This is a genomic window from Variovorax sp. Soil_C_17, assembly GCF_057657265.1.
Window position 1 is genome coordinate 38,338 of sequence record NZ_JBDGIT010000004.1, and the last position, 25,476, is coordinate 63,813.

The 25,476-nt window shown below is 66.8% G+C and carries 24 protein-coding genes; 9 read left to right on the top strand and 15 right to left on the bottom strand.

Going from position 1 to position 25,476, the window contains the following annotated elements; genetic code table 11:
• Positions 1 to 7: 7 nt before the first annotated feature.
• Genes AC3A6Y_RS20210 through AC3A6Y_RS20245 form a run of 8 tightly spaced genes read right to left on the bottom strand, consistent with a single transcriptional unit; the run spans position 8 to position 8,559 of the window.
• A complete protein-coding gene (locus AC3A6Y_RS20210) occupies positions 8 to 997 on the bottom strand; it encodes an ABC transporter ATP-binding protein (RefSeq protein ID WP_487870011.1) in 990 nt (329 codons plus the stop codon).
• Positions 997 to 2,109 carry an ABC transporter ATP-binding protein gene (locus tag AC3A6Y_RS20215; protein WP_487870503.1) on the bottom strand — a complete coding sequence of 371 codons (1,113 nt, stop codon included), beginning with the start codon at positions 2,107 to 2,109 and terminating at the stop codon, positions 997 to 999. The genes AC3A6Y_RS20210 and AC3A6Y_RS20215 overlap by 1 nt, the downstream gene beginning before the upstream one ends.
• Positions 2,110 to 2,111: 2 nt before the next feature.
• Positions 2,112 to 2,999 (bottom strand): ABC transporter permease, encoded by an 888-nt coding sequence (locus AC3A6Y_RS20220; protein WP_487870012.1) that lies wholly within the window; start codon positions 2,997 to 2,999, stop codon positions 2,112 to 2,114.
• A complete protein-coding gene (locus AC3A6Y_RS20225) occupies positions 2,996 to 3,952 on the bottom strand; it encodes an ABC transporter permease (RefSeq protein ID WP_487870013.1) in 957 nt (318 codons plus the stop codon). The genes AC3A6Y_RS20220 and AC3A6Y_RS20225 overlap by 4 nt, the downstream gene beginning before the upstream one ends.
• A 10-nt stretch (positions 3,953 to 3,962) precedes the next feature.
• Positions 3,963 to 5,672: a peptide ABC transporter substrate-binding protein gene (locus AC3A6Y_RS20230; RefSeq protein WP_487870014.1), complete on the bottom strand. Its 1,710-nt coding sequence runs from the start codon at positions 5,670 to 5,672 to the stop codon at positions 3,963 to 3,965.
• Between the two features lie 30 nt (positions 5,673 to 5,702).
• Positions 5,703 to 6,872, bottom strand: coding sequence for an NAD(P)/FAD-dependent oxidoreductase (locus AC3A6Y_RS20235; protein WP_487870015.1), 1,170 nt, complete (start codon positions 6,870 to 6,872; stop codon positions 5,703 to 5,705).
• Positions 6,869 to 8,251, bottom strand: coding sequence for an FAD/NAD(P)-dependent oxidoreductase (locus tag AC3A6Y_RS20240; RefSeq protein ID WP_487870016.1), 1,383 nt, complete (start codon positions 8,249 to 8,251; stop codon positions 6,869 to 6,871). The genes AC3A6Y_RS20235 and AC3A6Y_RS20240 overlap by 4 nt, the downstream gene beginning before the upstream one ends.
• The gene (locus AC3A6Y_RS20245) at positions 8,233 to 8,559 is read right to left on the bottom strand and encodes a (2Fe-2S)-binding protein (protein WP_487870017.1); all 327 of its coding nucleotides are present in this window, start codon (positions 8,557 to 8,559) and stop codon (positions 8,233 to 8,235) included. The genes AC3A6Y_RS20240 and AC3A6Y_RS20245 overlap by 19 nt, the downstream gene beginning before the upstream one ends.
• A gap of 106 nt (positions 8,560 to 8,665) precedes the next feature.
• Here AC3A6Y_RS20245 and AC3A6Y_RS20250 point away from each other — a divergent pair, with 106 nt between their 5' ends.
• On the top strand, positions 8,666 to 9,583 hold the full coding sequence (locus AC3A6Y_RS20250; protein ID WP_487870018.1) for a LysR substrate-binding domain-containing protein: 918 nt from the start codon (positions 8,666 to 8,668) through the stop codon (positions 9,581 to 9,583).
• Here AC3A6Y_RS20250 and AC3A6Y_RS20255 read toward each other — a convergent pair.
• On the bottom strand, positions 9,564 to 10,421 hold the full coding sequence (locus tag AC3A6Y_RS20255; RefSeq protein ID WP_487870019.1) for a GNAT family N-acetyltransferase: 858 nt from the start codon (positions 10,419 to 10,421) through the stop codon (positions 9,564 to 9,566). The two genes, AC3A6Y_RS20250 and AC3A6Y_RS20255, sit on opposite strands and share 20 nt — an antisense overlap.
• A complete protein-coding gene (gene ltaE / locus AC3A6Y_RS20260) occupies positions 10,414 to 11,460 on the bottom strand; it encodes a low-specificity L-threonine aldolase (protein ID WP_487870020.1) in 1,047 nt (348 codons plus the stop codon). The genes AC3A6Y_RS20255 and ltaE overlap by 8 nt, the downstream gene beginning before the upstream one ends.
• A 224-nt stretch (positions 11,461 to 11,684) precedes the next feature.
• On the opposite strand from ltaE, the gene AC3A6Y_RS20265 reads away from it, so the two are divergent.
• Genes AC3A6Y_RS20265 through AC3A6Y_RS20290 form a run of 6 tightly spaced genes read left to right on the top strand, consistent with a single transcriptional unit; the run spans position 11,685 to position 18,418 of the window.
• The gene (locus tag AC3A6Y_RS20265; RefSeq protein ID WP_487870021.1) at positions 11,685 to 13,166 is read left to right on the top strand and encodes an aldehyde dehydrogenase family protein; all 1,482 of its coding nucleotides are present in this window, start codon (positions 11,685 to 11,687) and stop codon (positions 13,164 to 13,166) included.
• Between the two features lie 28 nt (positions 13,167 to 13,194).
• Positions 13,195 to 13,914, top strand: coding sequence for a cupin domain-containing protein (locus AC3A6Y_RS20270; protein ID WP_487870022.1), 720 nt, complete (start codon positions 13,195 to 13,197; stop codon positions 13,912 to 13,914).
• Between the two features lie 19 nt (positions 13,915 to 13,933).
• Entirely contained in the window at positions 13,934 to 15,259 is a 1,326-nt protein-coding gene (locus AC3A6Y_RS20275) for an NAD(P)/FAD-dependent oxidoreductase (protein ID WP_487870023.1), read from the top strand.
• 24 nt (positions 15,260 to 15,283) lie between these two features.
• A complete protein-coding gene (locus tag AC3A6Y_RS20280) occupies positions 15,284 to 16,732 on the top strand; it encodes an NAD-dependent succinate-semialdehyde dehydrogenase (protein ID WP_487870024.1) in 1,449 nt (482 codons plus the stop codon).
• Positions 16,733 to 16,768: 36 nt separating this feature from the next.
• Positions 16,769 to 17,422: an alanine racemase gene (locus tag AC3A6Y_RS20285; RefSeq protein ID WP_487870025.1), complete on the top strand. Its 654-nt coding sequence runs from the start codon at positions 16,769 to 16,771 to the stop codon at positions 17,420 to 17,422.
• Between the two features lie 15 nt (positions 17,423 to 17,437).
• A complete protein-coding gene (locus AC3A6Y_RS20290) occupies positions 17,438 to 18,418 on the top strand; it encodes an ornithine cyclodeaminase family protein (RefSeq protein ID WP_487870026.1) in 981 nt (326 codons plus the stop codon).
• Positions 18,419 to 18,457: 39 nt separating this feature from the next.
• On the opposite strand, the gene AC3A6Y_RS20295 is transcribed toward AC3A6Y_RS20290, so the two are convergent.
• Genes AC3A6Y_RS20295 through AC3A6Y_RS20305 form a run of 3 tightly spaced genes read right to left on the bottom strand, consistent with a single transcriptional unit; the run spans position 18,458 to position 21,232 of the window.
• Positions 18,458 to 19,129 (bottom strand): 4-hydroxythreonine-4-phosphate dehydrogenase, encoded by a 672-nt coding sequence (locus AC3A6Y_RS20295; RefSeq protein WP_487870027.1) that lies wholly within the window; start codon positions 19,127 to 19,129, stop codon positions 18,458 to 18,460.
• A 10-nt stretch (positions 19,130 to 19,139) separates the two neighbouring features.
• Positions 19,140 to 20,138: a 4-hydroxythreonine-4-phosphate dehydrogenase PdxA gene (gene pdxA / locus AC3A6Y_RS20300; RefSeq protein ID WP_487870028.1), complete on the bottom strand. Its 999-nt coding sequence runs from the start codon at positions 20,136 to 20,138 to the stop codon at positions 19,140 to 19,142.
• Positions 20,138 to 21,232 (bottom strand): four-carbon acid sugar kinase family protein, encoded by a 1,095-nt coding sequence (locus AC3A6Y_RS20305; RefSeq protein WP_487870029.1) that lies wholly within the window; start codon positions 21,230 to 21,232, stop codon positions 20,138 to 20,140. The genes pdxA and AC3A6Y_RS20305 overlap by 1 nt, the downstream gene beginning before the upstream one ends.
• Before the next feature lie 49 nt (positions 21,233 to 21,281).
• Here AC3A6Y_RS20305 and pdxR point away from each other — a divergent pair, with 49 nt between their 5' ends.
• On the top strand, positions 21,282 to 22,703 hold the full coding sequence (gene pdxR / locus AC3A6Y_RS20310) for a MocR-like pyridoxine biosynthesis transcription factor PdxR (RefSeq protein ID WP_487870030.1): 1,422 nt from the start codon (positions 21,282 to 21,284) through the stop codon (positions 22,701 to 22,703).
• Here the strand turns inward: pdxR and AC3A6Y_RS20315 are convergent.
• Positions 22,684 to 22,950, bottom strand: coding sequence for a hypothetical protein (locus tag AC3A6Y_RS20315; RefSeq protein WP_487870031.1), 267 nt, complete (start codon positions 22,948 to 22,950; stop codon positions 22,684 to 22,686). The two genes, pdxR and AC3A6Y_RS20315, sit on opposite strands and share 20 nt — an antisense overlap.
• A 176-nt stretch (positions 22,951 to 23,126) precedes the next feature.
• Positions 23,127 to 24,008, bottom strand: a complete 882-nt coding sequence (locus tag AC3A6Y_RS20320) for a LysR substrate-binding domain-containing protein (RefSeq protein WP_487870032.1) — start codon at positions 24,006 to 24,008, stop codon at positions 23,127 to 23,129.
• A gap of 186 nt (positions 24,009 to 24,194) precedes the next feature.
• On the opposite strand from AC3A6Y_RS20320, the gene AC3A6Y_RS20325 reads away from it, so the two are divergent.
• The gene (locus tag AC3A6Y_RS20325; RefSeq protein ID WP_487870033.1) at positions 24,195 to 25,472 is read left to right on the top strand and encodes a ribulose-bisphosphate carboxylase large subunit family protein; all 1,278 of its coding nucleotides are present in this window, start codon (positions 24,195 to 24,197) and stop codon (positions 25,470 to 25,472) included.
• The last annotated feature ends 4 nt before the right edge of the window (positions 25,473 to 25,476 follow it).

A 25,476-nucleotide genomic window follows, 5' to 3' on the forward strand; every position in this document is an offset into this window, starting at 1 on the left:
GCTTTAGTCAGATGTCGTCGCGAATGCACGCTGTCGCGTGGTTGCGATCGACGATCCTGAGTTCGGGCACCCCGCCCGCGCAGGCCGGCTGCGCGTGCGGGCAGCGCGTGCGGAATGCACAGCCCGACGGAGGCGCCAGCGGACTCGGAATGTCGCCCTTGAGCAGCTCGCGCGGGCGACGCTGCCGCGGATCGATGTTCGGCACGGCGGCCATGAGGGCACGCGTGTAGGGATGCCGCGGATTGTTGAGCAGCAATTCGGCGTCGCCGATCTCCACGAGGCGGCCCAGGTACATCACGGCGATGCGGTCCGAGATATGGCCCACCACCGCGAGGTCGTGGCTGATGAACAGCATGGTCAGGCCGAGCCGCTGCTTAAGTTCGAGCAAGAGGTTGATGACCTGCGCCTGCACGGAGACATCGAGAGAAGACACCGGCTCGTCCGCCACCAGCAGCTGCGGCTGGGTCATTAGCGCGCGGGCGATGCCGATGCGCTGGCGCTGTCCGCCCGAGAACTCGTGCGGGTAACGCGAACGGTGCGCCGGGTTCAATCCGACGGTCTTCAGCACGGCATCGATGCGGTCGCGCCGTTCCTGCGCCGTCAGCTGCGGCGTGTGGATCGCCAGCGGAGCGGAAAGCAGTTCCTCGACGGTGTGCTTCGGGTTCAGCGAGGAGTAGGGGTCCTGGAACACCATCTGCATTGCACGGCGAAGCGGCCGCATCTGGCGGCGCGTGAGGCCCACCAGCGGTTTGCCGTCGAAGTGGACCTGTCCTGCGGTGGGTGGATCCAGGTTCAGGATGGCACGGCCGATCGTGCTCTTGCCCGAGCCGCTTTCGCCCACCAGGCTCAGCACCTCGCCTCGACGGATGTCGAAGTTGACGCCGTCGACGGCTTTCACAGTGTGCGCCGGCTTGCCCAGCCAGCCGCCGCCGAGCGGGTACCACTTGCGCAAGCCTTCGACCTGCAACAGCACAGCGGGGGATTGTTGTTGCTGCATCACACGCCTCCTTGGATTTCCGGCCAACGCACGCACCGCACGAGATGGCCGGGGCCGGCACTTTCCAGGTCCGGCACTGCGGCATCGCAGCGGCCCGGCTCGAAATGGCCGCAGCGCGGCCCGAAGCTGCAGCCCGGCGGATGCGCAGCCGGATCGGGCACGTTGCCCGGAATCGCGAACAGCGGGGTCTTGCGCGCACGGTTCGAGTGGAGCCGCGGAACCGACCGAATCAGCCCCCGGCTATAGGGATGCCGGGGCTCGGTGAAGAGCTCCACGACACCGGCTCTCTCGACGATCCGGCCCGCGTACATCACCATCACGCGGTCCGCGATTTCGGCGACTGTTCCGAGGTTGTGCGTGATGTAGATCATGGCCATCCGGGTCTGCGACTGCAGCTTCTGCAGCAATTCCAGGATCTGCGCCTGAATGGTGACATCGAGGGCCGTGGTGGGTTCGTCGGCGATCAGAAGCGAGGGCTCGCAGGCGATCGCCATGGCGATCATCACGCGCTGGCGCATTCCCCCGGACAACTCGTGGGGGTAATTCGCGAGCCGCCGCTTCGGGTCCGAGATGCCGACCTGGTTCAGGAGTTCGGCCGCGCGGTCCATGGCCGCGCGCCCCTGCATCCCCAGGTGGATCCGCAAGCTCTCGCAGATCTGGGCGCCGACGGTATGCACCGGATTGAGCGAGGTCATCGGCTCCTGGAAGATCACCGAGGCGACGCCCCCCCGTACTTGGCGCATCACGTGCTCGGACGTGCCCACGAGTTCGTAGGTCTTGCCATTGCGCGCCGCGAGTCGTGCCGACCCGGTGATCGTGCAGTAGGGCGCCGGTGGCGTGAGACCCAGGAGGCCCAGGCAAGTCACGCTCTTGCCGGAACTGGTTTCGCCAACCAGCGCCAGCGTCTCGCCGCGCCGCACCGAGAAGCTGACATCACGCACGGCGTGCACGGCCCCGGACCCCGCGCGGAATGCGACGTTCAGATCGCGCACCTCCAGGATGTTCTCCGCTTCGGCGGTGGCTCGGGCATGCGCATTCATGATGTTGTCCGATTCGGCGGTGGCCTGAGCAGAGCCGACGGTCATCGGTTCAAAATGCATTGCGTCGATCATGGTCAACGATCCAGTTTGGCGTCCAGCGCATCGCGCAGGCCGTCGCCGATGAAGTTGAAGCTCGTCACCGTCAGTGCGATCGCCACGCCCGGCACGATCGCGAGCCACGGCGCGTTGGTCAGGTAGCTCTGCGCGTTCTCCAGCATGTTTCCCCAGCTGGGCGTCGGCGGATGGATGCCGAATCCGAGGAAGCTGATGTACGACTCCGCCAGGATCGCGTGGGCGATGTTCAGCGTGGCGGCCACGACGATAGGCGCGACCGCGTTGGGCAGCAGCTCGCGGAACATGATCCTCAGGTCGCTGGCGCCCAGGGACTCCGCGGCGAGCGCGAAGTCGCGCTCCCGCAGCGACCGGACCTGCCCTTCGACCACGCGAGCGACCTCCATCCAGCTGGCCACGGCGATGAGCACGACGATGGACGTGACCGAAGGCTCGATCAGCGCCGCGACCGCCAGCAGCAGGAAGATCGTCGGGAAGCAAAGCATGGCATCGACGAACCGCATCAGCACGGCGCCGATGACGCCGCGGTAGAAGCCTGCCACCAGGCCCACGAGCACACCCATCAGCATCGACAGCAGCGTGGCCGCAAAGCCCACCGACAGCGAAATGCGACCGGCGTACATCAGCCGCGCCAGGATGTCGCGCCCCAGCGGGTCGGTGCCGAGGATGTGCGGTCCCGCGAACGGCTCGATGAAGCGGCTGCGGATATCGGTGTCCGTGGCGTTGAACGGGATCAGGGACGGTCCCAGGAAACTGAACAGGGTCATGAAGACGACCACGAACAGTCCCAGCATCGCGATGCGGTGCCGCATGAAGCGGCGGAGGGCGGGATACCGTTCGCCCCAAGGCCGGCGCCCCGGCGCGATTTGCGTTGTGTGAACGGCGCTCATTGGGCACCTGCCTTGATGCGGGGGTCCGCAACGGAGTAGAGAAGGTCGGCCAGCAGGCTGCCGAGCAGGACCATGCAGGCGGTGAACATCAGCATGCCCATGACCACGGGATAGTCGCGGTTGCTCACGCTGTCGAGGAAAAGCCGGCCCATCCCCGGCCAGGTGAAGACGGTTTCGGTCACCAAAGCGCCGCTCAGCAGGGTGGAGACGTGCAGGCCGGTGATGGTGATCATCGGCAGCAAGGCGTTTCGCAGCGCGTGGTGCACGAGGATGCGTGCCGGCGAGACACCCTTGGACTTGGCTGTCCGGATGTAGTCCTGGTTGATGACGTCGAGCATCGAGGACCGCATGTACCGGCTCCAGACGGCAGTGGATACCAGCGCCAGCACGATGCACGGCGCAACCAGGTGCTGCAGGCGGTCGACGAACGAGCCATCGCCGATGGTTTCGCGGCCGCCAGCCGGCAACCAGCCGAGGTTGACCGAGAAGGCGTAGATCACGGCCAGCCCGAACCAGAAGGTCGGGATCGACAGCGCCACCATGGCGCCGATCGTGGCCAGGTGGTCGAAGAACGAGTAGCGGCGAACGGCGCCCAGGATGCCGATCATTCCGCCGATGAACATCGCCAGCAGGGTGGACGAGATCATCAGTTCAAGGGTCGGTCCGATGTGTATCCCGATCTTCACCAGGACCGGCAGATCGTCCCGGTACGACCTGCCCCAGTCACCCTGGAGCAGGTTTCCGGCCCAATCCAGGTACTGGACGGGCAGTGGGCGATCCAGGCCGTACTGGGCCATGAGCCGCTCCACGTCCTCGGGCCCGAGAGTACCGGTCGCGAGGAACTGCGACAGCGGCCCCCCCGGCGCCAGGTGCAGGATCGCGAAGGCGATCATCGAAACCAGCCAGAGCAGCAGCAGCGCCTGCAGCAGGCGGGTCTGGAGATAGCGTCCCATGGTGAGTTCCTCAGGCCGTCCACCGCCAGCTGGAGGCGTTCCAGCTGTTGGCCAGCGTGTTCACGTTGGAGGCGTAGCCATCGAGGCCGACCTTCGTGCCCTCGATCTCCACCGAGTTGAACAGCGGCAGGAAGGGCAGGTCGTCCATGATCAGCTCCTGGACCTTGGCATAGATTTCCTTGCGCTTGGCGATGTTGTATTCCTGGCGCCCTTTGGCCAGCAGCGCATCCACCCCGGGGCTCTTGTACTGGCTCACGTTCGAGCCCGACTTGGTCTCCTTCGGGATGGCGCCGGAGCCGAAGCGGTGCGTGACATCCGGGTCCGAGGCGATCGTGTAGGTTGGAGCGGTCAGCAAGCTGTCGAACTCGGAGTTCCGCCAGAAATCGGCCCACAGCACCGCCGCCACCAGGTTCTTGATCAGCATTTCGACGCCGATCTTTTTGAAGTCGTCCGCGATGAGCTGCTGCGTCTGCGCGCGCAGCTGGTTGCCCGTGACCGTCGAGTTCGTGAAGGACAAGCGCACACCGTTCTTGACGCGGATGCCATCGGGGCCCCGCACCCAGCCGGCCTGGTCCAGCATCGCCGCGGCCTTCTTGGGGTCGAACTCGGGCTTCGGCAGGTTGGCGTTGTAGGCCCAGTGGGTGGGGACCAGATAGCTGTTCGCCGGCTTGGGAAGGCCGTCGTAGACCTGGTCACAGATCGCCTGCCGGTCGATCGCGATGTTCAGCGCCTTGCGCACCGCCTTGTCCGCCAAGGCTGGGTGCCCCAGGTTGAGCGTCAGGTTCTCGACGGAAGGCTTGTTGGCCGTGTGGACGCGGCGGCCACGCAGGGCCGTTGCTTCCTTGTAGAAATTGGTCGGGATGCCCTGCAGGCCGATGTAGTCGATTTCCCCGGTCTTGAACTGCGTGTACATCGCGTTCAGGTCCGGAACATACTTGAAGATCAGGCGGTTCAGGCCGGGAGGCTTGCCGAAGTAGTTCGGGTTGGCTTCGAGGATCACGTGGTCACCGGTCTTGCGGCTGACAAAGCGGTACGGCCCCGTCCCGATGGGGGCGGCGGCGAACTTCGGCGAGTTCGGGTCAGGGTCCTGCGACAGGATGTGCGCGGGAACGATGAAGGTCCAGCTCAGCACGGAAGTCATCGGCGCGTACGGCTCCTTCAGCTTCCACGTGATCACGTTGTCGCCCTCGACGCCCACGGTCGCGATGAGCTCGAAAGCGGTGCGATTGCGGGCGCGGAACGCCGGGTTCTTCATCAAGGCCATCGAATACCGGACGTCTTCCGCCGTCAGGGGCTTGCCGTCATGCCACTTCACGTCGCTGCGCAGCTCGACGCGCCAGGTCAGTCCATCGGCCGAGATGCCGCCGTTTTCAAGGGTCGGGACTGCCTTCGCCAGCATCGGGACGAACTTGCCTTGGGCATCCAGCAACCAGAGGGGCGTGAAGAGGTTCCACCAGACGCCCTGGTCCACCTCATTGGCGGTCATCAGCGGGTGCAGGACTGTCACCTCCTGAGAGAAGGCAAGGATGGCCTGACCGGTGGGCTTCGTGGCCTGGGCGAAGGCGCGGCCGCTCGCCGCCAGGCCGACGGAGCTCAGGGCGAACGCAGCGGCCCCTGCGAAGATGGCGTCGCGACGGGTCAGGTTGACCATGACGGGATCGCCGGTGCTCGTCGCCGGCTCCATGTGCATGCCCCTTGGTTCTGTGCGGTGGTCGTTCATCGTTGTCTCCTTGGTAGGTTTGCTGGGTAACTAGGCGGTTGCGGATTCCGGCTGCAGTGCGGTAGCGGTGGCGGCGAATCGGTGGATGCTGTAGTGCGCCAGGTCGATGTCCGTGGCGCCCCGGTCGATCAGTTCCGCCATCACATCGCCGACGCCCGGCCCCGTCTGGAAGCCGTGGCCGCAGAAGCCGAAGGCGTAGTACAGGCCGCTCACGCGCTGGCTGGATCCCATGACCGGGAGATCGTCCGGGAAGTAACTTTCGACGCCGCTCCAGGTGCGCAGTACGTGGACGTTCGCGAGCGCCGGGGCGATGCGCCGCAGGTGCGGCAGCTGCAGCAGCGTGTTGGCCGGCCTGGGCTGGGCGCGGCGCTCATCCAGGTGCGCTTCATTGCGCACGCTGCCACCAAAGACGATGTTGCCGCGCTTGACCTGGCGGAAGTACATGTCGTCGGCGGGGTTCGAACTCGTGACGCCGACCACCGGCACGATGCCGTAGGGCATCGGTTCGGTGACGCCCATCGTGGGACCACGCTGCACCAAGGGCACCGGCTCCCCGAAGCCCTCGCTGAACTTGCCGGCCCAGGCGCCTGCGCAAACCAGCGCAATGGGTGCCGTGACGGTTGTCCCGTCCTTGGCGGCCACATGGAAGTCGAGCGCGTCCTTATGGATGTCCAGCACCTCGCAGTTTTCCACGATGGTCGCGCCGGCCTTGCGCGCCGCGCGGCCGAACGCCGGTGCCGCCAGGCGGGGATTGGCGTGGCCATCGTTCGGGGAGTACGACCCGCCGATCACGTCCGGTCCGAAGAACGGAAAACGCTTATGGACTTCGGCTTTGCCGAGGATCTGCAGGTCGAGTCCCCAGGGGCGCGCATCGGCCGCGTATTGCTCGATCGCCGCGACGCCGTATTCGTCGTACACCACCTTGATGCTGCCGCTCACGATGAACTCCGCATCGTGACCGATCAGTTCCGGCAGGCGCCCCCAGATGTCGCGCGAGCGATGCGCCAGCGGCAGCTGCGGCAGGAACCGGCCTTGCCGCCGCACGTGGCCGAAGTTCACGCCGCTGGCCTGCTGGCCGACCAGGCCACGCTCCAGCAACACAACCGACAAGCCGCGTTTGCGCAGGAAGAAGGCGCTGGCCGCGCCCACGATGCCACCGCCGACGATGACGACGTCCGCGGCGAGTTGCTTGCCGCTCATTCGGCACCTCCCATGGCGAGCGCTGAAATCGGCAGCGGCTTCACTGGCCCCTGCCCGCGGATGCGCCCGACCTGCTCCACCGGGATCCCGGCGGCATGCGCCACGATTTCTGCTGCGGCGTGTCCGCAATAGCGGCCCTGGCAGCGGCCCATGCCCACGCGGCACAGGGCCTTGGCGCGATTGATTTCGCAGGCACCGAGCTCCTTGACGGTGGTGCGCAGCTCCCCCGCGGTGACCACTTCGCAGCGGCAGACCACGGTGCTGTCCGGCAACACGGCCGCCGCCTGGTGCGGCCAGGGAAACGCCTGCAACAGGCCCTGGCGGAAGCGCTCCATCTTCTGCAGCGTGGCGCGCAGCTCGGCAACTTCCGGTTCGCTGCGCTTGATGCCCAGGTCGGCCAGGCACGCCAGTGCCGCGAGGCGCCCAGCCGCTTCGGCGCCGTCGGCGCCGGCCAGGCGCACGCCGTCGCCCGCGAGGTAGATTCCCCGTACGCTGCTGCGGCCATCCTCGTCGATGCGGGGCAGCCACTGACGCGACGCCGGGTCGAACCGGAATTCGCACTTGGCGAGATCCGCGAGCTGCGCTTCCGACCGCAGGTGGTACCCCAGCGCCACCGCATCGCACTCGAAAGCGTGTTCGCGGCCGCGGCCGTCGCGCACCCGCACGGCGCTCACGCCGCTTTGCGGCGAGCCGCTGATCTCGACGGGCGTGACCCCGGTCATCACGCGCACTCCCGCCATGCGCAGCGAGGCCACGAGCTTCAAGCCGTTGAGCAGGACGGCCGGGCGGGTGGCGAGCCGGGGCAGCGCGCGAAGGCGCAGCGCGGAGGCCGAGGTATCCAGAACTGCCTCCACCCGTGCACCTGCGGCCAGGTACTGGGAAGCGACGAGATAGAGCAACGGGCCGGTGCCCATGAACACGGCGCGCTGGCCGATCGCGCAAGCCTGCGACTTCAGCGAGATCTGCGCGGCACCCAGGCTGTAGCAGCCGGCCAGGTCCCAGCCTGGCACCGGCATCAGCCGGTCGGTGGCGCCGCTGCAGACGATCAGGGCGTCAAACGGCAGGACCTCGGCTTTGCCGGCACGCACGACGTGCAACGAACGGGGCTCAAGATGCCACGCCAGCGTCTCGGCACGCCAGTCGATGCGGTCACGCAGCTGCTCGAAGCTGCGGTGCAAGGCCTGCGCCTTGTCCGCTTCGGTTCCATACAGCTTCGCGTAGGGACGCTTGAATCCCTCGGGCTGCCTGCGGTAGATCTGGCCTCCGTCGCGGCGGCTCTCGTCCACCACCACAGGCCGGACGCCGCTTTCTGCCAGCGCCTGCGCTGCGCGGACCCCGGCTGGGCCGGCGCCGACGATGACTACGCGAGCTTGGCCCATTCGGCCTCCTGGGCGGAAGTGAGAATGCGCATGCCGTCAATGGCCGGCGTGCTGCAGGCGCGGATGCGCTGGCCCTGCTCGTCGCGCACCCAGCAATCCTGGCAAGCGCCCATCAGGCAGAAGCCGGAGCGCACTCCGTCCGAAAACTCGGAGTGGCGCAGGTGCCCCGTGTTCGACAGCAGCGCGACCAGCAGCGTGTCGCCCTCGAGAGCCGCCGTGGGCCGACCGTCGATCCACAGCCGGATTTCCCGGCGTGCGGTTTCGGCGAGCCGGACGAAGCGCGGCAAAGGGGTGTTCACACCGTTCATTGGAAACCTTGTTGCGGTCACGCTGAAGTACTGGGTTGCCCGAAGTATCGAAACAGGCCTTCATGCGGTCAAATACAAGTTTCAGCCCGACCCATACGTAGCCGATATGAACTTCCGACAGATCGAATGCTTCCGCGCCGTCATGCACACGGGCTCGATGACGCTGGCCGCGACGCAGTTGCACACATCGCAACCCAATGTGAGCCGGGCCATCGCGCTGCTGCAGCGCGAAACGCAGATGAAGCTGTTCGAGCGCGTCGGCCTGCGGGTCGTCCCCACTCCCGAGGCGCACGCGCTGCTCAAGGAAGTGGACCGCGTCTACGTGGGTTTGCAGTCCATCAGCGCGGCAGCGGAGCGCATCCGCACGCTGGGTGTCGAAGGCCTGCGGATCGCCGTCACACCCGCGCTGGGCATCAACCCGGTGCCGCGCGTCCTGCAGGTCTTCCGCGGCATGCGCCCGCACGTGCCTGTGGTGGTCACCACGGCGGATTCAGCGACCATCTGCAAGGGGGTATCGTCGCGGTACTACGACCTGGGCCTGTCCGCCTACGTCGCCCTGCCGCAGGAGGTTGACAGCGAACTCGTCCTTTCGCAGCGCGCCGTCTGCATCGTGCCGAAGGGACACCGCCTGGCGCGCAGGCGCAAGGTGGTTCCGGCGGACCTGGCCGGCGAGTCGTTCATCTCGGCCTCGCCCCCGGACGTGGTGCGGGCGGCCATCGACAGCGTGTTCGTTCCCGAAGTCCGCAAGCTGGAGATCGAGACAACGCTGGCCACCACGATGTGCGCCATGGTGGCGCGCGGCCTCGGACTCAGCATCGTGAACCCGGCGGTGCTCAGCGACCTCGGTCTCGCGGGAGTGCACTCGCTGGAGTTCGAACCGGCAATCTACTTCGATTGCCACCTGATACGGGCGCACCAGCAGCCGGAGCAGGCGCTGGTCGCCGACTTCGTCGAGGCGCTGCGAATCGTGGTGCGCGGCAGCCAGAACGCCGCGCACAAGAAGGTCAGCCGATCGCCTGGGTGAAAATGGCCCAGCCGCCGTGTGCCGGGCCGCGGTCGGGGGCGCGGCCCCGGAACATCACGGTGCCGCCGCCGACTCGCGGCAGCCCTTGCATCTCAAGCCACTGTGACAAGCCGCCATCGGCATGCACGTCGATACGCAAGAATCCGTCCACGTGCCCGCAGCAGTCCGAGATCAGCAGACTCGCGGCTTCGAGATCCGGCGCCGCCACGGGCCCGATCGCCTGGCCGCGGCCGTAGCGCCGCAGCACGGCGAAGCCGGCGGTTTCGCCGTCCCGCTCCAGGACGACGGCTCTGTCTTCCGCGAAGGCGCGCCGGAGCAATTCGGTGCGGAGCATGCCCGTGCCCCCGGCGTCGATGGCGATGAGCGATTCGACGTCACCCGGCTTGAGCGGCCGCAGGCGGTCACCCTCGCGACGCAACGGCTGCGGCAACCGCGCGAACACGCCCTGGTGTTGGGCGACTTCGCCCGTGGCGACAAAACCCAGCCGCTCATACAGGCCGCGTCCTGCCTCCGTGGCGTGCAGCAGCACATGGCGCGGTGCAAGGTTCTCGAGCAGAGCCTGCATCATCCGGTTGCCGATACGCTGCCCCTGCAACTCGGGCGCGACGATCACGAGGCCAATGGTGGCGCAGTCCGCGCCCCATTTCCATGACAGAGCGGTGCCCATCACCTTCCCATCGCGCTCGGCCACCACTCCCGCTCCCAGCGACAGCGCGAACTGCCAGTCCTCGACGCGATGTGCCCAGTTCTGCTGGCTGGACAACGCCTGCGCTTGCCGCACGTCGGCCGGTTCGAACGGGCGCAGGTGCAGCGCAACGAGATGCTGTGCGTCAGGCATGGAAGAACCTCCGCACCGCCGCAATGCAGCGGTCGATGCCTTCGGCGTCCACGCCCAGGTGGGTGACGAAGCGCAAGCGATACAGCCCCCAGGCGAGCACGCTTTCGCGCTTGAGCGCCTCCAACAGTTCGTCCGACTTGTCGCGCGCCGGACCGCGGAGGTCGACGAACAGGATGTTGGTGTCGGGCTCCTCGACCTGCAGGCCCTCGATGCCGCGCAAGCCTTCGGCCAGCCGCTTGGCGAGCGCGTGGTCCTCCGCGAGCCGGTCGATATGGTGGTCCAGCGCATGCGAAATCGCGGCCGCCAGGAAGCCCGCCTGCCGCATCGCGCCGCCCGCCATCTTGCGGGTACGCCGCGCACGCGCGATCAGCTCCCGTGAGCCGCAAAGGGCCGAACCCACCGGAGCGCCCAGCCCCTTGCTGAAGCACACCGAAACCGTGTCGAAGTGCTGCGCGATCTTCTTCGCCTCCGCCGTGGCGTCGCTGCCGGTGCGGCGGGCCTGCTCCACGGCCGCATTGAACAAGCGCGCGCCGTCGAGATGCGTCGCCAGTCCCTTGCTGCGCGCCAGGGCGGTCGCTTCCGCGATGTAGTCCAGCGGGATCACCTTTCCCATCAGCGTATTCTCCAGCGCCAGCAGCCTGCTGCGCGCGAAGTGCTGATCGTCCGGTTTGATCGCCTCCGCGATATCGGCGAGCGCGAGCGTCTTGTCCGGCTGGTGCGCGATCGGCTGCGGCTGCACCCCGCCGAACACGGCCGCGTTGCCGCCTTCCCAGCGATAGCAGTGCTGCAGCTGCCCCGTGATGAACTCGTCGCCGCGCTGGCAATGCGCGAGCACGGCGCACAGGTTGCTCTGCGTGCCGGTCGGAACGAAAAGCGCCGCCTCGAAGCCGAGCATGGACGCGATCTTGTCCTGCAGCGTGTTGACGCTGGGGTCCTCGCCGAACACGTCGTCTCCGAGCGGCGCGGCCATCATGGCCTCGCGCATGGCGCGCGTCGGCTGCGTGACCGTGTCGCTGCGGAGGTCTACCACTTTCTGCACTTCGCCTGCTCCGGGAGTTTTGAGTGGGGGCGAGTATGGTCCGGCGCAACCATGCGATCCAATAAAAACTTTGGCGTCATTCATTCATGCTCGATATGAAACTCTGTGCCGCTTTCCGTGCCGTCGAGCGCGCAGGCAGCCAGTTCAACTCATATCAGATTCGCATTAATAGCGGCGCAACTGGTATTTGACCGCATGACATGGTGTTTCGATACTGCGAACCCATGATTCCCTCCCCCGATAGGACGACATCCGCCGTCGTGGTAAAGCGGCTCGACAGCGCGGGCCGGTTGAACCGACTCTTCATCGACGGGCAATGGGTGCTGCCCCACGGCAGCGCCCGCGCCGCGATCGTCGACCCGTCCACCGAGCATGCCGTGACGGAGATTGCGCTCGGCGATGCGGACGACGTCGCCGTGGCGGTGGCCGCGGCACGGCGCGCGTTCGCCGCCTGGTCGGTGAGCGCGGCCCAGGAGCGCGCCGCAATCCTCGATCGCATTCATGCGCTCATCCTCGAGCGGGCCGAGGAATTCGCGCAGGCGATCTCGCTGGAGATGGGCGCAGCGATGTCGTTCGCGCGCGGCACGCAGGTTCCTGTCGCAGCGGAGCACGTTCGCGTCGCCCGCGACAACGCGATGAGTTACCCGTTCCTCACGCACCGGGGTGACGTCGCCATCCTGCGCGAGCCCATCGGCGTGTGCGGCCTCATTACTCCCTGGAACTGGCCGCTGTACCAGATCACCGCCAAGGTCGGGCCGGCCTTGGCCGCGGGATGCACCGTGGTGCTCAAGCCCAGCGAACTGTCGCCGCTGAGCGCCCTGCTCTTCGCCGAACTGATGCACGACGCCGGCGTGCCGCCAGGCGTGTTCAACCTCGTGAGCGGCAATGGCCCGGAGGCGGGCGCCGCGTTGTCGAGCCATCCCGACGTGGACATGGTCTCGATCACCGGCTCAACCCGGGCCGGCGTGCTGGTGGCCCAGGCGGCCGCGCCGACGGTCAAGCGCGTGGCACAGGAACTCGGCGGCAAGTCGCCCAATGTGATGCTGCCGGACACGGACTTCGCGCATGCGGTTCCTTTGGGCGTCGCCGCCGGCATGCGCAATGTCGGCCAATCGTGCAGTGCTCCCACCCGCATGATCGTCCCCCGAGCGCGACTCCAGGAGGTCGAACGCATCGCGGCCGAAGCGGTGGCAAGCTTCGTGGTCGGCGATCCACGCTCTCCGCAGACCACGCATGGGCCGGTGGCGAACCGGGCTCAGTTCAACCGGGTGCAGGAAATGATCGCCATCGGCATCGCCGAAGGCGCGCGGCTCGTGTGCGGCGGCCCGGACCGGCCGGAAGGCTTGGCGCGCGGCTTCTACTGCCGGCCGACGATCTTCTCTTCGGTACGTCCCCACATGCAGATCGCCCAGGAGGAGATTTTCGGTCCGGTGCTGGCGGTGATCCCTTACGACAGCGTCGACGAGGCGGTGGAGATCGCCAATTGCACCGTCTATGGCCTGGGTGCGCACGTGCAGGGCAAGAACCTCGCGGCTGCACGCGCCGTCGCCGCGCGCATCCGCTCCGGCCAGGTGCACATCAATCATCCGGCCTGGAGCCCCCATGCGCCTTTCGGTGGCTACAAGCGCTCCGGCAACGGGCGCGAGTACGGCATCGAAGGGCTGGAGGAGTACCTCGAAACCAAGGCCATTCTCGGCTTCCACTAACCACAGCGCACAACGCGCAGGAGCAATCATGACCGTGGCCCTCGTGCTGCATCGCGCCAACGGCACCCCCGTTTCCACTTCGTTCCGCCAGGCCGCGTTCGGCAAGGACGATCCGTTCGCTCGACATCGCGAGATCGCGTGGGAAGGACCCGACGCGATGGCCGCGGGGCGCATCAACTTCAACGGTGACCTCGACATCGCCAGCTTTCCCCACGTCGAAACGCTCGTCGTGGTGGAGGGCGAACTGACGCTCACGGCAGCGGGTGCGGCGCCGCTGCTGCTGGGCCCCCACACGGGCGCGGTCATCGGATGCGGCACCTCGCTGCGCGTCCAGGCCAGCTCCCGCGTGCAGATGTCCTTCTGCGCGGCCGCCTGCGCAAGGCCCACCCGTATGGGCGTCGCCCGGTTGCGCGCTGACGCCGATTTCAAACCCTCGCGATCGCTTCCGCCGGAAGTGCTGTTCGGCCCGGCCCCGGAATGCCGCAGCGACAACGTCTTCACGGAGGACGCCGTGCAGTTCACATCGGGCACCTGGGACTCCACCCCCTACCACCGCATCGTCCGCCCGCACCGCTCCAACGAGTTCATGCACCTCGTGGCCGGCAGCGTGCGGTTCGCAGCGCCGGACGGCAGCGCGCTGTCCCTCGCTACCGGCGACACGCTTTTCGTCCCTCTGGGCGCATCCATCGGCTGGGAAAGCCACGAGCGCGTGGCGAAGTTCTACGCCACCCAGACCCCCCAGGCCTGACCCACCTGCCCGCTTGACCATGGCTCCTCCCCTGCAGCACGTCGAGACCCCTCGCACGCCGCCGGCGTCAGCGGACGTCGTCGTCATCGGCGGAGGCATCGTCGGCGTGTTCGCGGCGTACTACCTGGCGCAGCGCGGCCTCTCGGTGACCTTGGTCGAGAAGGGCCGTATCGGCGCCGAGCAATCCAGCCGCAACTGGGGCTGGTGCCGCCAGCAGAACCGCGACGCGCGCGAACTGCCGATGGCCAGCAAGAGCCTGGACCTCTGGGACCGGTTCGCCGCCGAAACCGGAGAAGACACGGGTTTTCGCCGCTGCGGGCTGCTCTACCTCAGCAACGACGAGGCGGAGCTTGCTCACTGGGCGAACTGGCGCGATTTCGCCAAGGGCGAGGGAGTCACCTCCATCATGCTCAATGGCCGGCAGGCCACCCAGCGCGGACAAGCGACGGGACGCACGTGGAAGGGCGGCGTCTTCTCTCCCAGCGATGGCACGGCCGATCCGGCCAAGGCGGCCCCGGCCGTCGCCCGCGCGTTCATGAAGCTGGGGGGCAAGCTGCTCCAACAGTGCGCCGCGCGCGGCATCGAGTTGGAAGGCGGCCGCGTCAGTGCCGTGGTGACCGAAGCCGGAGTCATCCAGACCCGGACGGTGGTGATGGCCGGCGGGGCCTGGGCGTCGTCCTTCTGCCGCCAGCTCGGCATCCGGTTTCCGCAGGCTTCGGTGCGGCAGACCATCCTCAGCGTGTCGCCGGTGGATGGCGCCTTGCCCGATGCTCTCTTCACCAAAGACGTCTCGGTCACCCGCCGGACCGACGGACGCTATGCGCTGGCCATCAGCGGCCGCGCGCGGGTAGACGTGACGCCGCAGTTCATGCGGTTCGCCACCCATTTCGTTCCGATGTTCGCCAAGCGCTGGCGCAGCATGATCCCCGGCGGCCTGGAAGGCATCCGCGGCGGGCACGAGACGCTGAAGCGGTGGCGGCTGGACGCGCCGACTCCCATGGAGCGGGTGCGCATCCTCGACCCCAAACCCGACCTACCCACAGTGAGAAAAACGCATCGCCGTGCCGTGGAACTGCTGCCGCAACTTCGCCCGGCGCAGGTCACGCACACGTGGGCCGGCTTCGTCGACTGCACGCCGGATGGCGTTCCGGCCATCGGTGAGGTGGCTGCCGTGCCGGGGTTCATCCTGGCGGCGGGCTTTTCCGGGCACGGCTTCGGCATCGGACCGGGCGCGGGCCGTCTGATTGCGGACCTGGCCATGGACGCCGCGCCGATCGTCGATCCCCGTCCCTATCACCCCTGCCGGTTCGACGACTCGGCCTGGGGCAAGGTCGCCGACTTCTAGGCGACGCACAACCGCTGACCTGACATGAAAACACTGAACCACATCCATGGCCAATGGCAGCCTGCCACGAACGGCCGCGTGTTCGACGTGCGCAACCCGGCCGACGAGAGCCTCGTCGCGCAAGTGCCGGACAGCGGCGCGAAAGACGCGCTGCGCGCGGTCGATGCCGCCGTGGCTGCGCTGGCGAGCTGGAAGTCGAAGACTGCGCAGGAGCGTGCCCAGGTGCTCAAGCGCTGGCACGCACTCATCGTGCAGAACACAGAAGCCATTGCCGCCTTGATCTCGCGCGAGCAGGGCAAGCCGCTGGCGGAAGGCCGCGGCGAAGTCGCCTACAGCGCCGGTTATGTGGAGTGGTACGCCGAGGAAGCCGTGCGCGCCTATGGCGAGATGATCCCGGCCCCGGTGGCGAGCAAGCGCTTCTTCGTCCTGAAGGAAGCCGTCGGCGTGGTGGCCGTGGTGACGCCCTGGAACTTCCCGGCCGCCATGATCGCCCGCAAGATCGCACCTGCATTGGCCGCCGGCTGCACCGTAGTAGCCAAGCCTGCCGAGGACACGCCGCTCACATCGCTGCTGCTGGTCGAGCTGGCCGAGCAGGCCGGTGTTCCGCCAGGCGTGCTGAACATCGTGACCGCGTCGCGCGAACGCACCCCGGAAGTGGTGGGCGTGTGGCTGGCCGACGGCCGGGTGCGCAAGATCAGCTTCACCGGCAGCACGCAGGTGGGCAAGCTGCTGGCGCGCGAATCGGCGGGCACGCTCAAGAAGCTCTCGCTGGAGCTGGGCGGGAATGCGCCCTTCATCGTCTTCGAAGACGCCGACGTGGCTGCCGCAGTCGAAGGCCTGATGGCTGCGAAATTCCGCAACGGCGGCCAGACCTGCGTGAGCCCCAACCGCGTCTACGTGCACGACGCGGTGCACGACCGCTTCGTGGACAAGCTCGCCGCCCGCGTCGGCGCGCTCAAGGTGGGCCCCGCCACCTCGCCCGAGGCGGAGATCGGCCCGATGATCAATGGCCGCGCGGTCGAGAAGATCGAGCGGCATGTGAAAGATGCCATGGCCAAGGGCGCCAAGGCGGTGGTCGGCGGCCATCGCGTGCGCAGCGAGATCGCGCAGGGACCGAACTACTACGCGCCCACCGTGCTGATCGATGCCACGCGCGAGATGGAACTGTCGTGCGAAGAGACGTTCGGCCCCGTGGTGCCGGTGTTCCGATTCGGAAGCGAGGCCGAAGTGATTGCGCTGTCCAACGACACGCCGTTCGGCTTGGCCGGTTACTTCTATTCCAATGACGTGCGCCGCATCTGGCGCGTGGCGTCGGCCCTGGAGACCGGCATCGTCGGCATCAACGAAGGCGCGATCTCGGCACCGAGCGCACCTTTCGGCGGCGTGAAGGAATCGGGCTACGGACGTGAAGGCTCACATTGGGGCCTAGAAGATTACATGCACACCAAGTACCTGTGCCAAGGCAACCTGTGAACGTAGCGAGCTGAAATGGAACACACCCAGACTGCTATGACAGCAATCAGATTGAAGAACTTGGCGACGCCCTGCCTGGTGCTCGACGCCGACCGCATGGAGCGCAACATCACGCGGCTGCGCCATCGCCTGGACGGCCGGGGCGTGGCGCTGCGCCCGCACCTGAAGACCGCCAAGTCGGTGGAGGTCGCGCGGCGCGTGATGAGCTCGCCGGCGGGTCCGGCCACCGTTTCGACCCTCAAGGAAGCAGAGCAATTCGTGGCCGCCGGCGTGCGGGACATCATCTACGCGGTGGGCATCGTGCCCACGAAGCTGCCCCAGGTGCTGGCGCTCCGCGCCAAGGGTGTCGACGTGGCCGTCGTGCTCGACACGGTGGAGCAGGCGCAAGCGGGGGCGCGTGCTTCGCGCGACGCGGGCACGCGCATCCCCGCCCTCATCGAGATCGACTGCGATGGCCATCGCTCGGGTGTGCGTCCCGACGATAGGCAGCGCCTGATCGACATCGGCCGCGCCCTGGCGGATGGCGCGGAACTGCGCGGCGTGCTGCCCGAGCTGGTCATCGGCGACCGCGTTCGTATCCTGCCGAATCACGCCTGCGCGACGGCCGCGCAGCATGGGCACTATCACGTGGTGCGGGGCAGCTCCAGCAAGGTGGAAGCGCAGTGGCCGCGGTTTGGTGGCTGGCAATAGCGGCGGCGGGCAAGCATGACATCCCATCCTTCCGAGGCGACCCTCCTCCTGCTGGACAAGGGCGCAGTTGAGCAGCTGCTCACGCCCGCCGAGGTCACGCAGGCGGTGCGTGAGGCTTTCGTGCTGCACGGGCGGCGCGAAGGGCGCGTCTTTCCGCTGGTGCGCGAGAAGCTCTCCACCGGCGGCGTGTTCGGCATCAAGTCCGGCGACGTGCCCTCGCAGGGCTTGCTGGGCTTTAAAGCTGCTGGTTTCTGGCCGCACAACCGCGAGCTGGGCGGCGAGCCGCATCAGGCGACCATTCTGCTGTTCGACCCGGCCACGGGCCGGCCGCTGTGCGTGATCGACGGCAATGCCATCACCACGGTCCGCACCGGCGCGGCGGGTGGCCTGGGGCTGGAAAAACTCGCCCGGCAGGACAGCACGCGCCTCACGGTCTTCGGCACCGGGGTGCAGGCGCGCTCGCAACTGCGCTTCGCCTTGCGCGTACTGCCCCGCATTGCCACTGTTTGGTATGTGTCCGTCGATCGGAATGCCGATCCCGCCTTGGAGGCCCTGTTCGCGGACCAGTGCGACATACACTGCGCACGAGATGCCGACCGTGCCGTGGCCGAGAGCGATGTCGTCATCACCGCGACGCCGGGCGGAGGGCCGCTTTTCGACGCCAGCGCGGTGCGCCCTGGAACTCACCTGAACTGCGTGGGCGCCGACACCGCGGGTAAGTGCGAACTGCCGCCGGGCGTGCTGGAACGCGCACGGCTGGTGGTCGATGACCGAGAGCAGGCGCTGCAGCTGGGAGAGATGCAGTGGGCGCGTGAAACGCCCTGCGTGGAGCTTGGCTCCTTGCTGCTGGGCGAGGCGCCGTTCTCGCGCACGGCCAGCGACATCACCGTGTTCGATATGACGGGTCTGGCACTGCAGGATCTGACGGTGGCGCGCCTCATCTACGAGCGCGCGTGCGCTCAGGCGCACGGGCGCCGGATAGCGTGGCCTTGGTGAACGCATGCGCAGCAGCTCAGGGCTGCCGCGCACGCTGCGTCATGCCGTGACGCCTTCCAACTGCAGGATGTTCTCGATTTGCTGGGGCACGGGTTCGTGCAGGAAGTCCCCGTCGAAGACGGCGCTGCCCACGGTGAAGCCCCACACGCCGCAGCGCCGCATGGCTTGAACCCGCTCGTTGCTGTCGATGCTTCCCGCCGCGAGAACGGGAACGTTGACCGCCCGCACCACGCGGGCCGCCAGATGTTCCACGTCGCCGGCAAAGCGATAGGCCAGCAAGTCGAGACCGTGCACGCCGGGCAGCGCGGCCAGCCGCTGGGCGTCGTCTACGATCTCGTCGACGGTGCCCACCAGGCGCGTGGGATGGCCTTCGGTGTGGCCCGCGAACGGGAAGTACTGGATGTCCGTGCCCTTCAGGATACGAACCGCTTCTTCCGCATGGCGGCCGCCCAGCAGGTAGTCCACACCGATCTCGCGAGCAGCCTCTACCGAGCGCATCTCCGCTTCGCGGCTCGTGCTCACCACTTCCAGCATCACCTTTTTACCGTCCCGCTTCATGGCGGCGGCCAGGGACACCAGCTCCGCCACGGGTAGGCCAATGTCCTTGAACCCGATGTAGCGTAGTGGCGTGCGCGCGAGGCCCGCGTAGATCTTGGCGGCGTCGGGGACGGTGCGGTCCTCTTTCGTGAGCATGAAGACGAAGTGCGACATGTGTTTTCCTTCAAATGGCTGCCGCAGAAGAACTGCGAGCGAGTTGGTGAGCAGTGGCCAGCGCGGTCTTGAGGCTCGATGGATCGGCGACGCCTTGCCCCGCGATATCGAATGCGGTGCCGTGGTCGGGACTTGTCCGCACGAAGGGAAGACCTACCGTGACGTTCACACCGTCCTCCACGCCAAGAAGCTTCACGGGGATCAATCCCTGGTCGTGGTACTGCGCGACGACGATGTCGAAGCGTCCCTTGCGGGCCTGCATGAACACCGTGTCCCCGGGGAGAGGGCCGACCGCGTCGATCCCCTCTTGCCTGGCCTGAGATACCGCCGGCGCGATCAGTTCCATGTCTTCGGAGCCGAAGAGGCCGCCCTCCCCGGCATGGGGATTCAGACCGGCTACCGCGATACGGGGCTGCGCGATCCCCATGCTCTGCAGGCTTCGATACGCCAGGCGGATCACCTGCAGTTCGCGCTCGACACTGAGCTTGCGCACCGCGTCGAGGATCGAGCAGTGCACCGTGACCAGCAAGGTGCGCAGGTGTGGGTTGGCCAGCATCATTCCGTAGTCGCTGGTACCGGAAAGATCGGCGAGCATCTCGGTGTGCCCGGGGTAAGGCACGCCGGCGGCAGCAAGCGCCTCCTTGTGGATGGGCGCGGTGCAGATGGCGCTCACGCGTCCTTCGTTTGCCCATTCGATGGATTGGCGGATGGCTTGAAAAGCCGCCGCGCCGGCCGCCGCGCTGACTTGGCCGTGGCGTAGATCCCCGGGCAAGGCACTCAGGCTGACTACCTGCATCCGCGCGGCGGCGGGCTTGTACTCCTCGGGGGCGGAGATGGGCTCCACGAGCACCGAGGAACCCCAGCGGGAGGCGGCTTGCTTCAAGAGGCCCAGGTCGCCTGCGACGAAGGCAGGGTGCTTTTCCATGAACGCGGTATCGGCGAATGTCTTCGCAATAATCTCCGGGCCGATGCCTGCGGCATCCCCAAAGGTGACCACAACGGGCTTCATCAGATCGTTCCTCTCAAGGACTGCAGGCAACGCTCGAAAACATCTTCGTCTCCGAAGCCTCCGGCTTTGGTGACCAGTGGGATCTCGCCCTTCGGCGTTCGCATCAGGCACAGCGGGATGCCCGGCTCCACTTCCCCCACGACCGCAATGTCCGAGGCTTGCAGCCGCCTCGCGATGTGCTTGGCCGTTTCACCTCCGGTAACCGCCAGACCATCGCAGCGACCCGCGAGCACCGCATCGCTTACCTTCTCCACGAGTTCATCGGTTAGGGAGTTTGACGAACCTGCCTCGTCCGGCGTAGACCAGACGAGCGAGCCGGATGGCTGGACATGCCGCAGCTGGGCACGCGACCGGGGGTTGAAGCTGCCGACCACCACCCCGGGCCGCTGCGCGCTCTTCAAGGGGGGCGCAGACTGATGCCGACCGGGCAGTGCCAGCGCCAGCGCCCGCAGGAGCCCGGTCGAGCCGGCCCACACGACGTCGTCCATCTGCCTGCCCGCAAGGACCAGTGCCTGCATGTCTGCTTCGGTTGACGCGTCGACCACGACCGCATCGACTGTGCCAAGCAGGCGGACAGCTTCAGCGGCATCGTGCGCGACATGCAATGGCTGACCCAGCCCGGCGAACAACTGGGGGACGCTGCTGACTCGCACCGGCGTCAAGGGGTCCCGTGAGAACGACGTGTCGGCCACAGGCACCCCGTCCACCCGCACCTCACCGCCAACGGTCGAGCGCCCCGCTGCCGGAAAGGCCGGCGCCACAAGCAGCTTCCGGCGCCCGCTGGCCTTCCACGCGGCCATTACTTCGAAGGCGACCGGACCGCGGAGCGTGGAGTCGAACTGCTTGACCAGGATGTCCGCCTCGCGCCAGCGCTCCGCCCAAGTAGCGACACGCGCACCGGCTGCGGAGTCTTCCAGCGCCCGGCTGTCGGTATCCGTGCTCCAGACCTCCGAGGCCTGCGGAGTGGATACCCCGTCGTCGAACACCACGCGGGTGGGCCACCCGCGCTGGGCGAACGTGGCCAGCGCGTCAGTCGCGCTGCTGAAATCATCGGCAATGACACGGATCTGCATGCCCGAAGTCTGCGCGTCCATTGGTTGTTTGATAAGCTCCAATTTCTCCCTAGATTGAGCAACCAAACTGATGCCGAACATCGCAGCTTCCGTGCTCCCGACGCTGGAGATGGCCGACACTTCCCAAGCTCGAAACGCGCAGTTGGCTTTGGCGCTTTCGCACGCGATACGCGATGGCCGCCTGACTGCCGGCTCCAGGCTGCCGCCGACTCGGGATGCCGCGCATCAGCTCGGCCTGGGCCGTAACACGGTAGTGGACGCGTACGCCGAGCTCACCGCGCAAGGTCTGCTCGAAAGCCGCGGTCGGCTCGGCACTTTCGTGGCACGGCAGGCTAAGACCGTGCTGCAGCCAACGGCTTCGCCGCCTCGGGTCGTGCGGCGCCTGTCGTCCAGGCCTGCCATTCCCGCGGCGGTTTCGCAAGACTGGCGCTTGGGCCGGAGCGGCACTCAACTGCTGCCCTTGGACGTGTGGCGTTCAGCGTGCCGCGAGGCAGGCCGGCATCTTCCCCCGTCGGGGTATGGGGACCCGCAAGGGTTGATGACACTGCGCGAAGCAATCGCCGCATGGCTGCGCCGGCACCGCGGCACGCAACACGAAGCGACGCACATCGTGATCACTCAGGGCGCTGGCAGCGCCGTGGAGTTGCTTGCGCGGACGCTTGTGCGACAGGGCGACCTTTGCGCTGTGGAAAGCCCCGGCTATCCGCGTGCATTGGCCGCGTTCGAGTCGACTGGCGGCACCATCGTGCGGGTGCCTGTCGACGAGCAAGGAGCCGTCATCAGGAAGGCCTTCGCGAGCGCCGCTCCGAGCGTCTTCCATCTGACGCCAGCGAATCAATATCCGTTGGGAGGGCGACTCTCCGGGTTACGCCGCGCGGAACTGGCGGCTCTCGCTTCAAAGTCGGGAACGCTTGTCGTCGAGAACGAGTACGACCATGAATTCATCTACGAGGGCCAGAACCACGCGCCACTGGCCGCGTCCCTTCCTGGCCAGACAGTCCTGGTCAGCACGTTCGCTAAGTCCATCAGCCCCGCGTTGAGGATCGGGTTCATCGCCGCGCCCCAGCGCGTGGTGGATGCACTGGCGTCAACCATCGCCAGGGAGGGCCTGCACGCGAGTTGGCCCGTTCAGGTGTCTCTGCAGTGGATGCTTGTTTCCGGAGAGCTCCAGCGACACCTGCGGCGCGCCAGGCGTCACCACGCCATTCAACGTGACCGTCTACTTGCTGCCATCCGCCAATCGTGTCCTCAGCTGCAGGTGCGCGGCACGGAAGGCGGCCTCCACCTCGTCTTGACGTTCGGGCGCAAAGAGCTGGATCGGAGCTTGGCCAAGGAGCTGCGAATGCGGGGTGTCGCGCTGCAAACCGTCGGCGACTTCGGCGGCGACACCGACGAAGTCCTGATGGGCTACGGCCACATGGAACGAGTTGGGGCTCAAGTGGCAGCCCATTTGCTTCGTGAGGCCTGTCTGGCTACTGGCGCTCGAGCGTGAGCGGGATGCGCGAGGACCGACGCTGCGCATTTGCATAAGCGCGGATCACGCCGTGCAGGCCCTCGCACTCGCGCTCCAGGGACGCGACCCAGACGCGGGCGTGCTGGGCTTCGTTGAGGGCCTGCGCGTGGAGGGTGTCCATGTCCCAGCGGCTCTCGAACCACAGTGTCAGATAGACCGCGCGCGGGGCGTTGCCGCTGGCCGCGTAGTGCTGCCGTGAGGTGTAGAAAAGAGGGGTCTTCCGCACTTTGTGTGACGCGGTGTCGCGAAGTGCCAAAGACGCTCTGCCCCTTCGGCCCTGGAGATTGTGCCGGTGATGTCGCATGTCTCGGAGAGCTGGGAGATCTCGAGTTCGCCGAAGTTCGTTGCGCCCGATCACCTTGAGGATCTGATCGAAGTTCTTGCAAAGGCGCACCCATTCGCTCAACGTTCGGACATGCGAAGCTCGTCGGTCAACCAATCTACGAGCCTGACAGTGTCCGAGCGGCGGCTTAGGTGAGGCGCTACCCAGATGGAAAGCTTGTTGGGACCGGGCAGAAACCCAAGCGGGGCGACCAGGGTTCCACTGCTCAAGTCATCGTGCACCAGCATGCGTGGGACGTTGGCCATCCCAAGGCCGCACTTTGCGGCCTGGATCAATAGGTAAAAGTGATTGAAGGACTCGGCGATTGGAAGTGACCCGAGCTCGATGCCGCCCCCATGGCTCCAGTCGTCCCAGACGTGGGGACGTGTGCGCGAGACCATCAGTCGCGCACGCGGCAAATCGGCCGGCGAAGTCAGTCGAATGGTCCGCAGATAAGCGGGCGAACACACCGGGCCGATCCATTCGACGACAGCCCCGTTACGAATGACGTCCTTAGGCGCTTCGATGGTCGAGAGGCGGATCGCCACGCTGATGCCGTCGCGCACAAAGTCCACGGGCCCATAGCCCATGTTGAAGCGCAGTTCGACATCCGGGTTGGCTTCCTGAAAACCCGAGAGCCGAGGAAGGAGCCAGTACATCATGATCGAGTCGGAGCATGACAAGGTCAGTGGTCCAGGCTTGAGCAACGCGACGCTCGACTGAATCAACTGAAACCCTCGGGAGAGACCTTCGGCCAAGCGTTGGCCCTCGGCAGTCGGTTCGGTGCCATGTGCAGTGCGCGTCAGCAATGGCAACCCCGTTGCGTCTTCCAGCATACGGATGTGGCGGCTCACCGCGCCGTGTGTCACCGACAACTCCTCAGCCGCAGCGCTGAAGCTGCGCAACCTCGCCGTCGCCTCGAAGGCGCGCAAGGCGTTCAGGGACAAGCGGTCAAGGCTCATGTCAGGTGCTCCTAGAAGACGAAACCGACCTCAGGGTTTCCCCTCCCATCAGGTTAGTTTTCTTCACATCGGCGCGAAATCATATCGTTTGCGGCGCACCGGCGTTGTCCCTAGCATTCCCTCTGTCGATGCCTTCCAGGCCCCATCTGGCAGGCGCATCGAACGAAGCCAAATCCTCACAGCCCTATGACGCCTCAGATTGCTTCACGCGCCGAGTTCCGCGCACGCTATTTCGTCGAAAGCTCGGCCCCTCCGGGACAGGTGGCCGAGGTCATCGCCGGCGAGCAGTCCAGTGGCACCTTCCTTTCGCTACCGGGCGAGACAGAGCAGCTCAAGGAGCGTTCACGAGCCCGTGTTGTCCGCATCGATCCGCTGCCGCCAGCGTCGGAGCCCACGCTGCAGAGTGCCTTCGTGGCGCGCCATGGCAATCCCGCTGTGTTTCACCGCGCCGAAATCGAGATTGCCTTCCCCGTTGCCAACGTCGGCGTCAATCTGGCAACGCTGCTGGCCACGATCGCGGGCAATCTGTTCGAGCTGGGGGAGGTCACCGCGCTGCGGCTGCTCGACCTGGACCTGCCTGCGGACTACGCGGCCCAGTTTCCCGGGCCGGCATTCGGCATCGAGGGCACACGGCGCCAGGCGGGCGTCTTCGAGCGCCCGCTGATCGGCACCATCATCAAGCCCAGTATCGGCCTGACTGCGCAGCAGACGGCCGATCTGGTGAACGACCTGTGCGCAGCCGGCATCGACTTCATCAAGGACGACGAGCTGATCGCCGACCCGCCCTATGCGCCCTTTGACGAGCGGCTGAAGGCGGTCATGCCGGTGCTGCGCCGCCATGCAGATCGCGTGGGCCGCATGCCGATGTACGCGATCAACATCTCGGGTTCGATCGACGAGATGCTGCGCCGGCATGACGCGGTGCTGGAAGCGGGCGGCACCTGCGTGATGGTCAGCATCAACTGGGTCGGCTTCGCCGCCGTGGAGCACCTGCGCCGTCATGCGAAGCTGCCCATCCACGGTCATCGCAATGGCTGGGGCGCGTTCACTCGCCACCCGGGCCTGGGCTTCTCATTCAAGGCCTATCAGAAGCTGTGGCGGCTGGCGGGGATTGACCAGCTGCACGTCAACGGGTTGCGCAGCAAGTTTTGGGAGCCAGACGAGTCGGTGCTGGACTCGGCCCGAGCCTGCCTCTCGGACTTCGCCGGCCTCGAGCCCGTGATGCCAGTTTTTTCTTCGGGGCAATGGGCCTCGCAGGCGCCGGACATGTACCGGGAACTGCGCTCGGCCAACCTGATGCATCTGGCCGGCGGCGGAATCATCGGCCACCCGGACGGCATCGCCGCCGGCGTGAATAGCATGCGCGAAGCCTGGGATGCCGCCATGCAGGGTGTGGACCTGCAGGCGTATGCCCGTACCCACCCGGCGCTGCAAAAGGCCCTGTCACACTTCGCAGGACGCTGAGGGA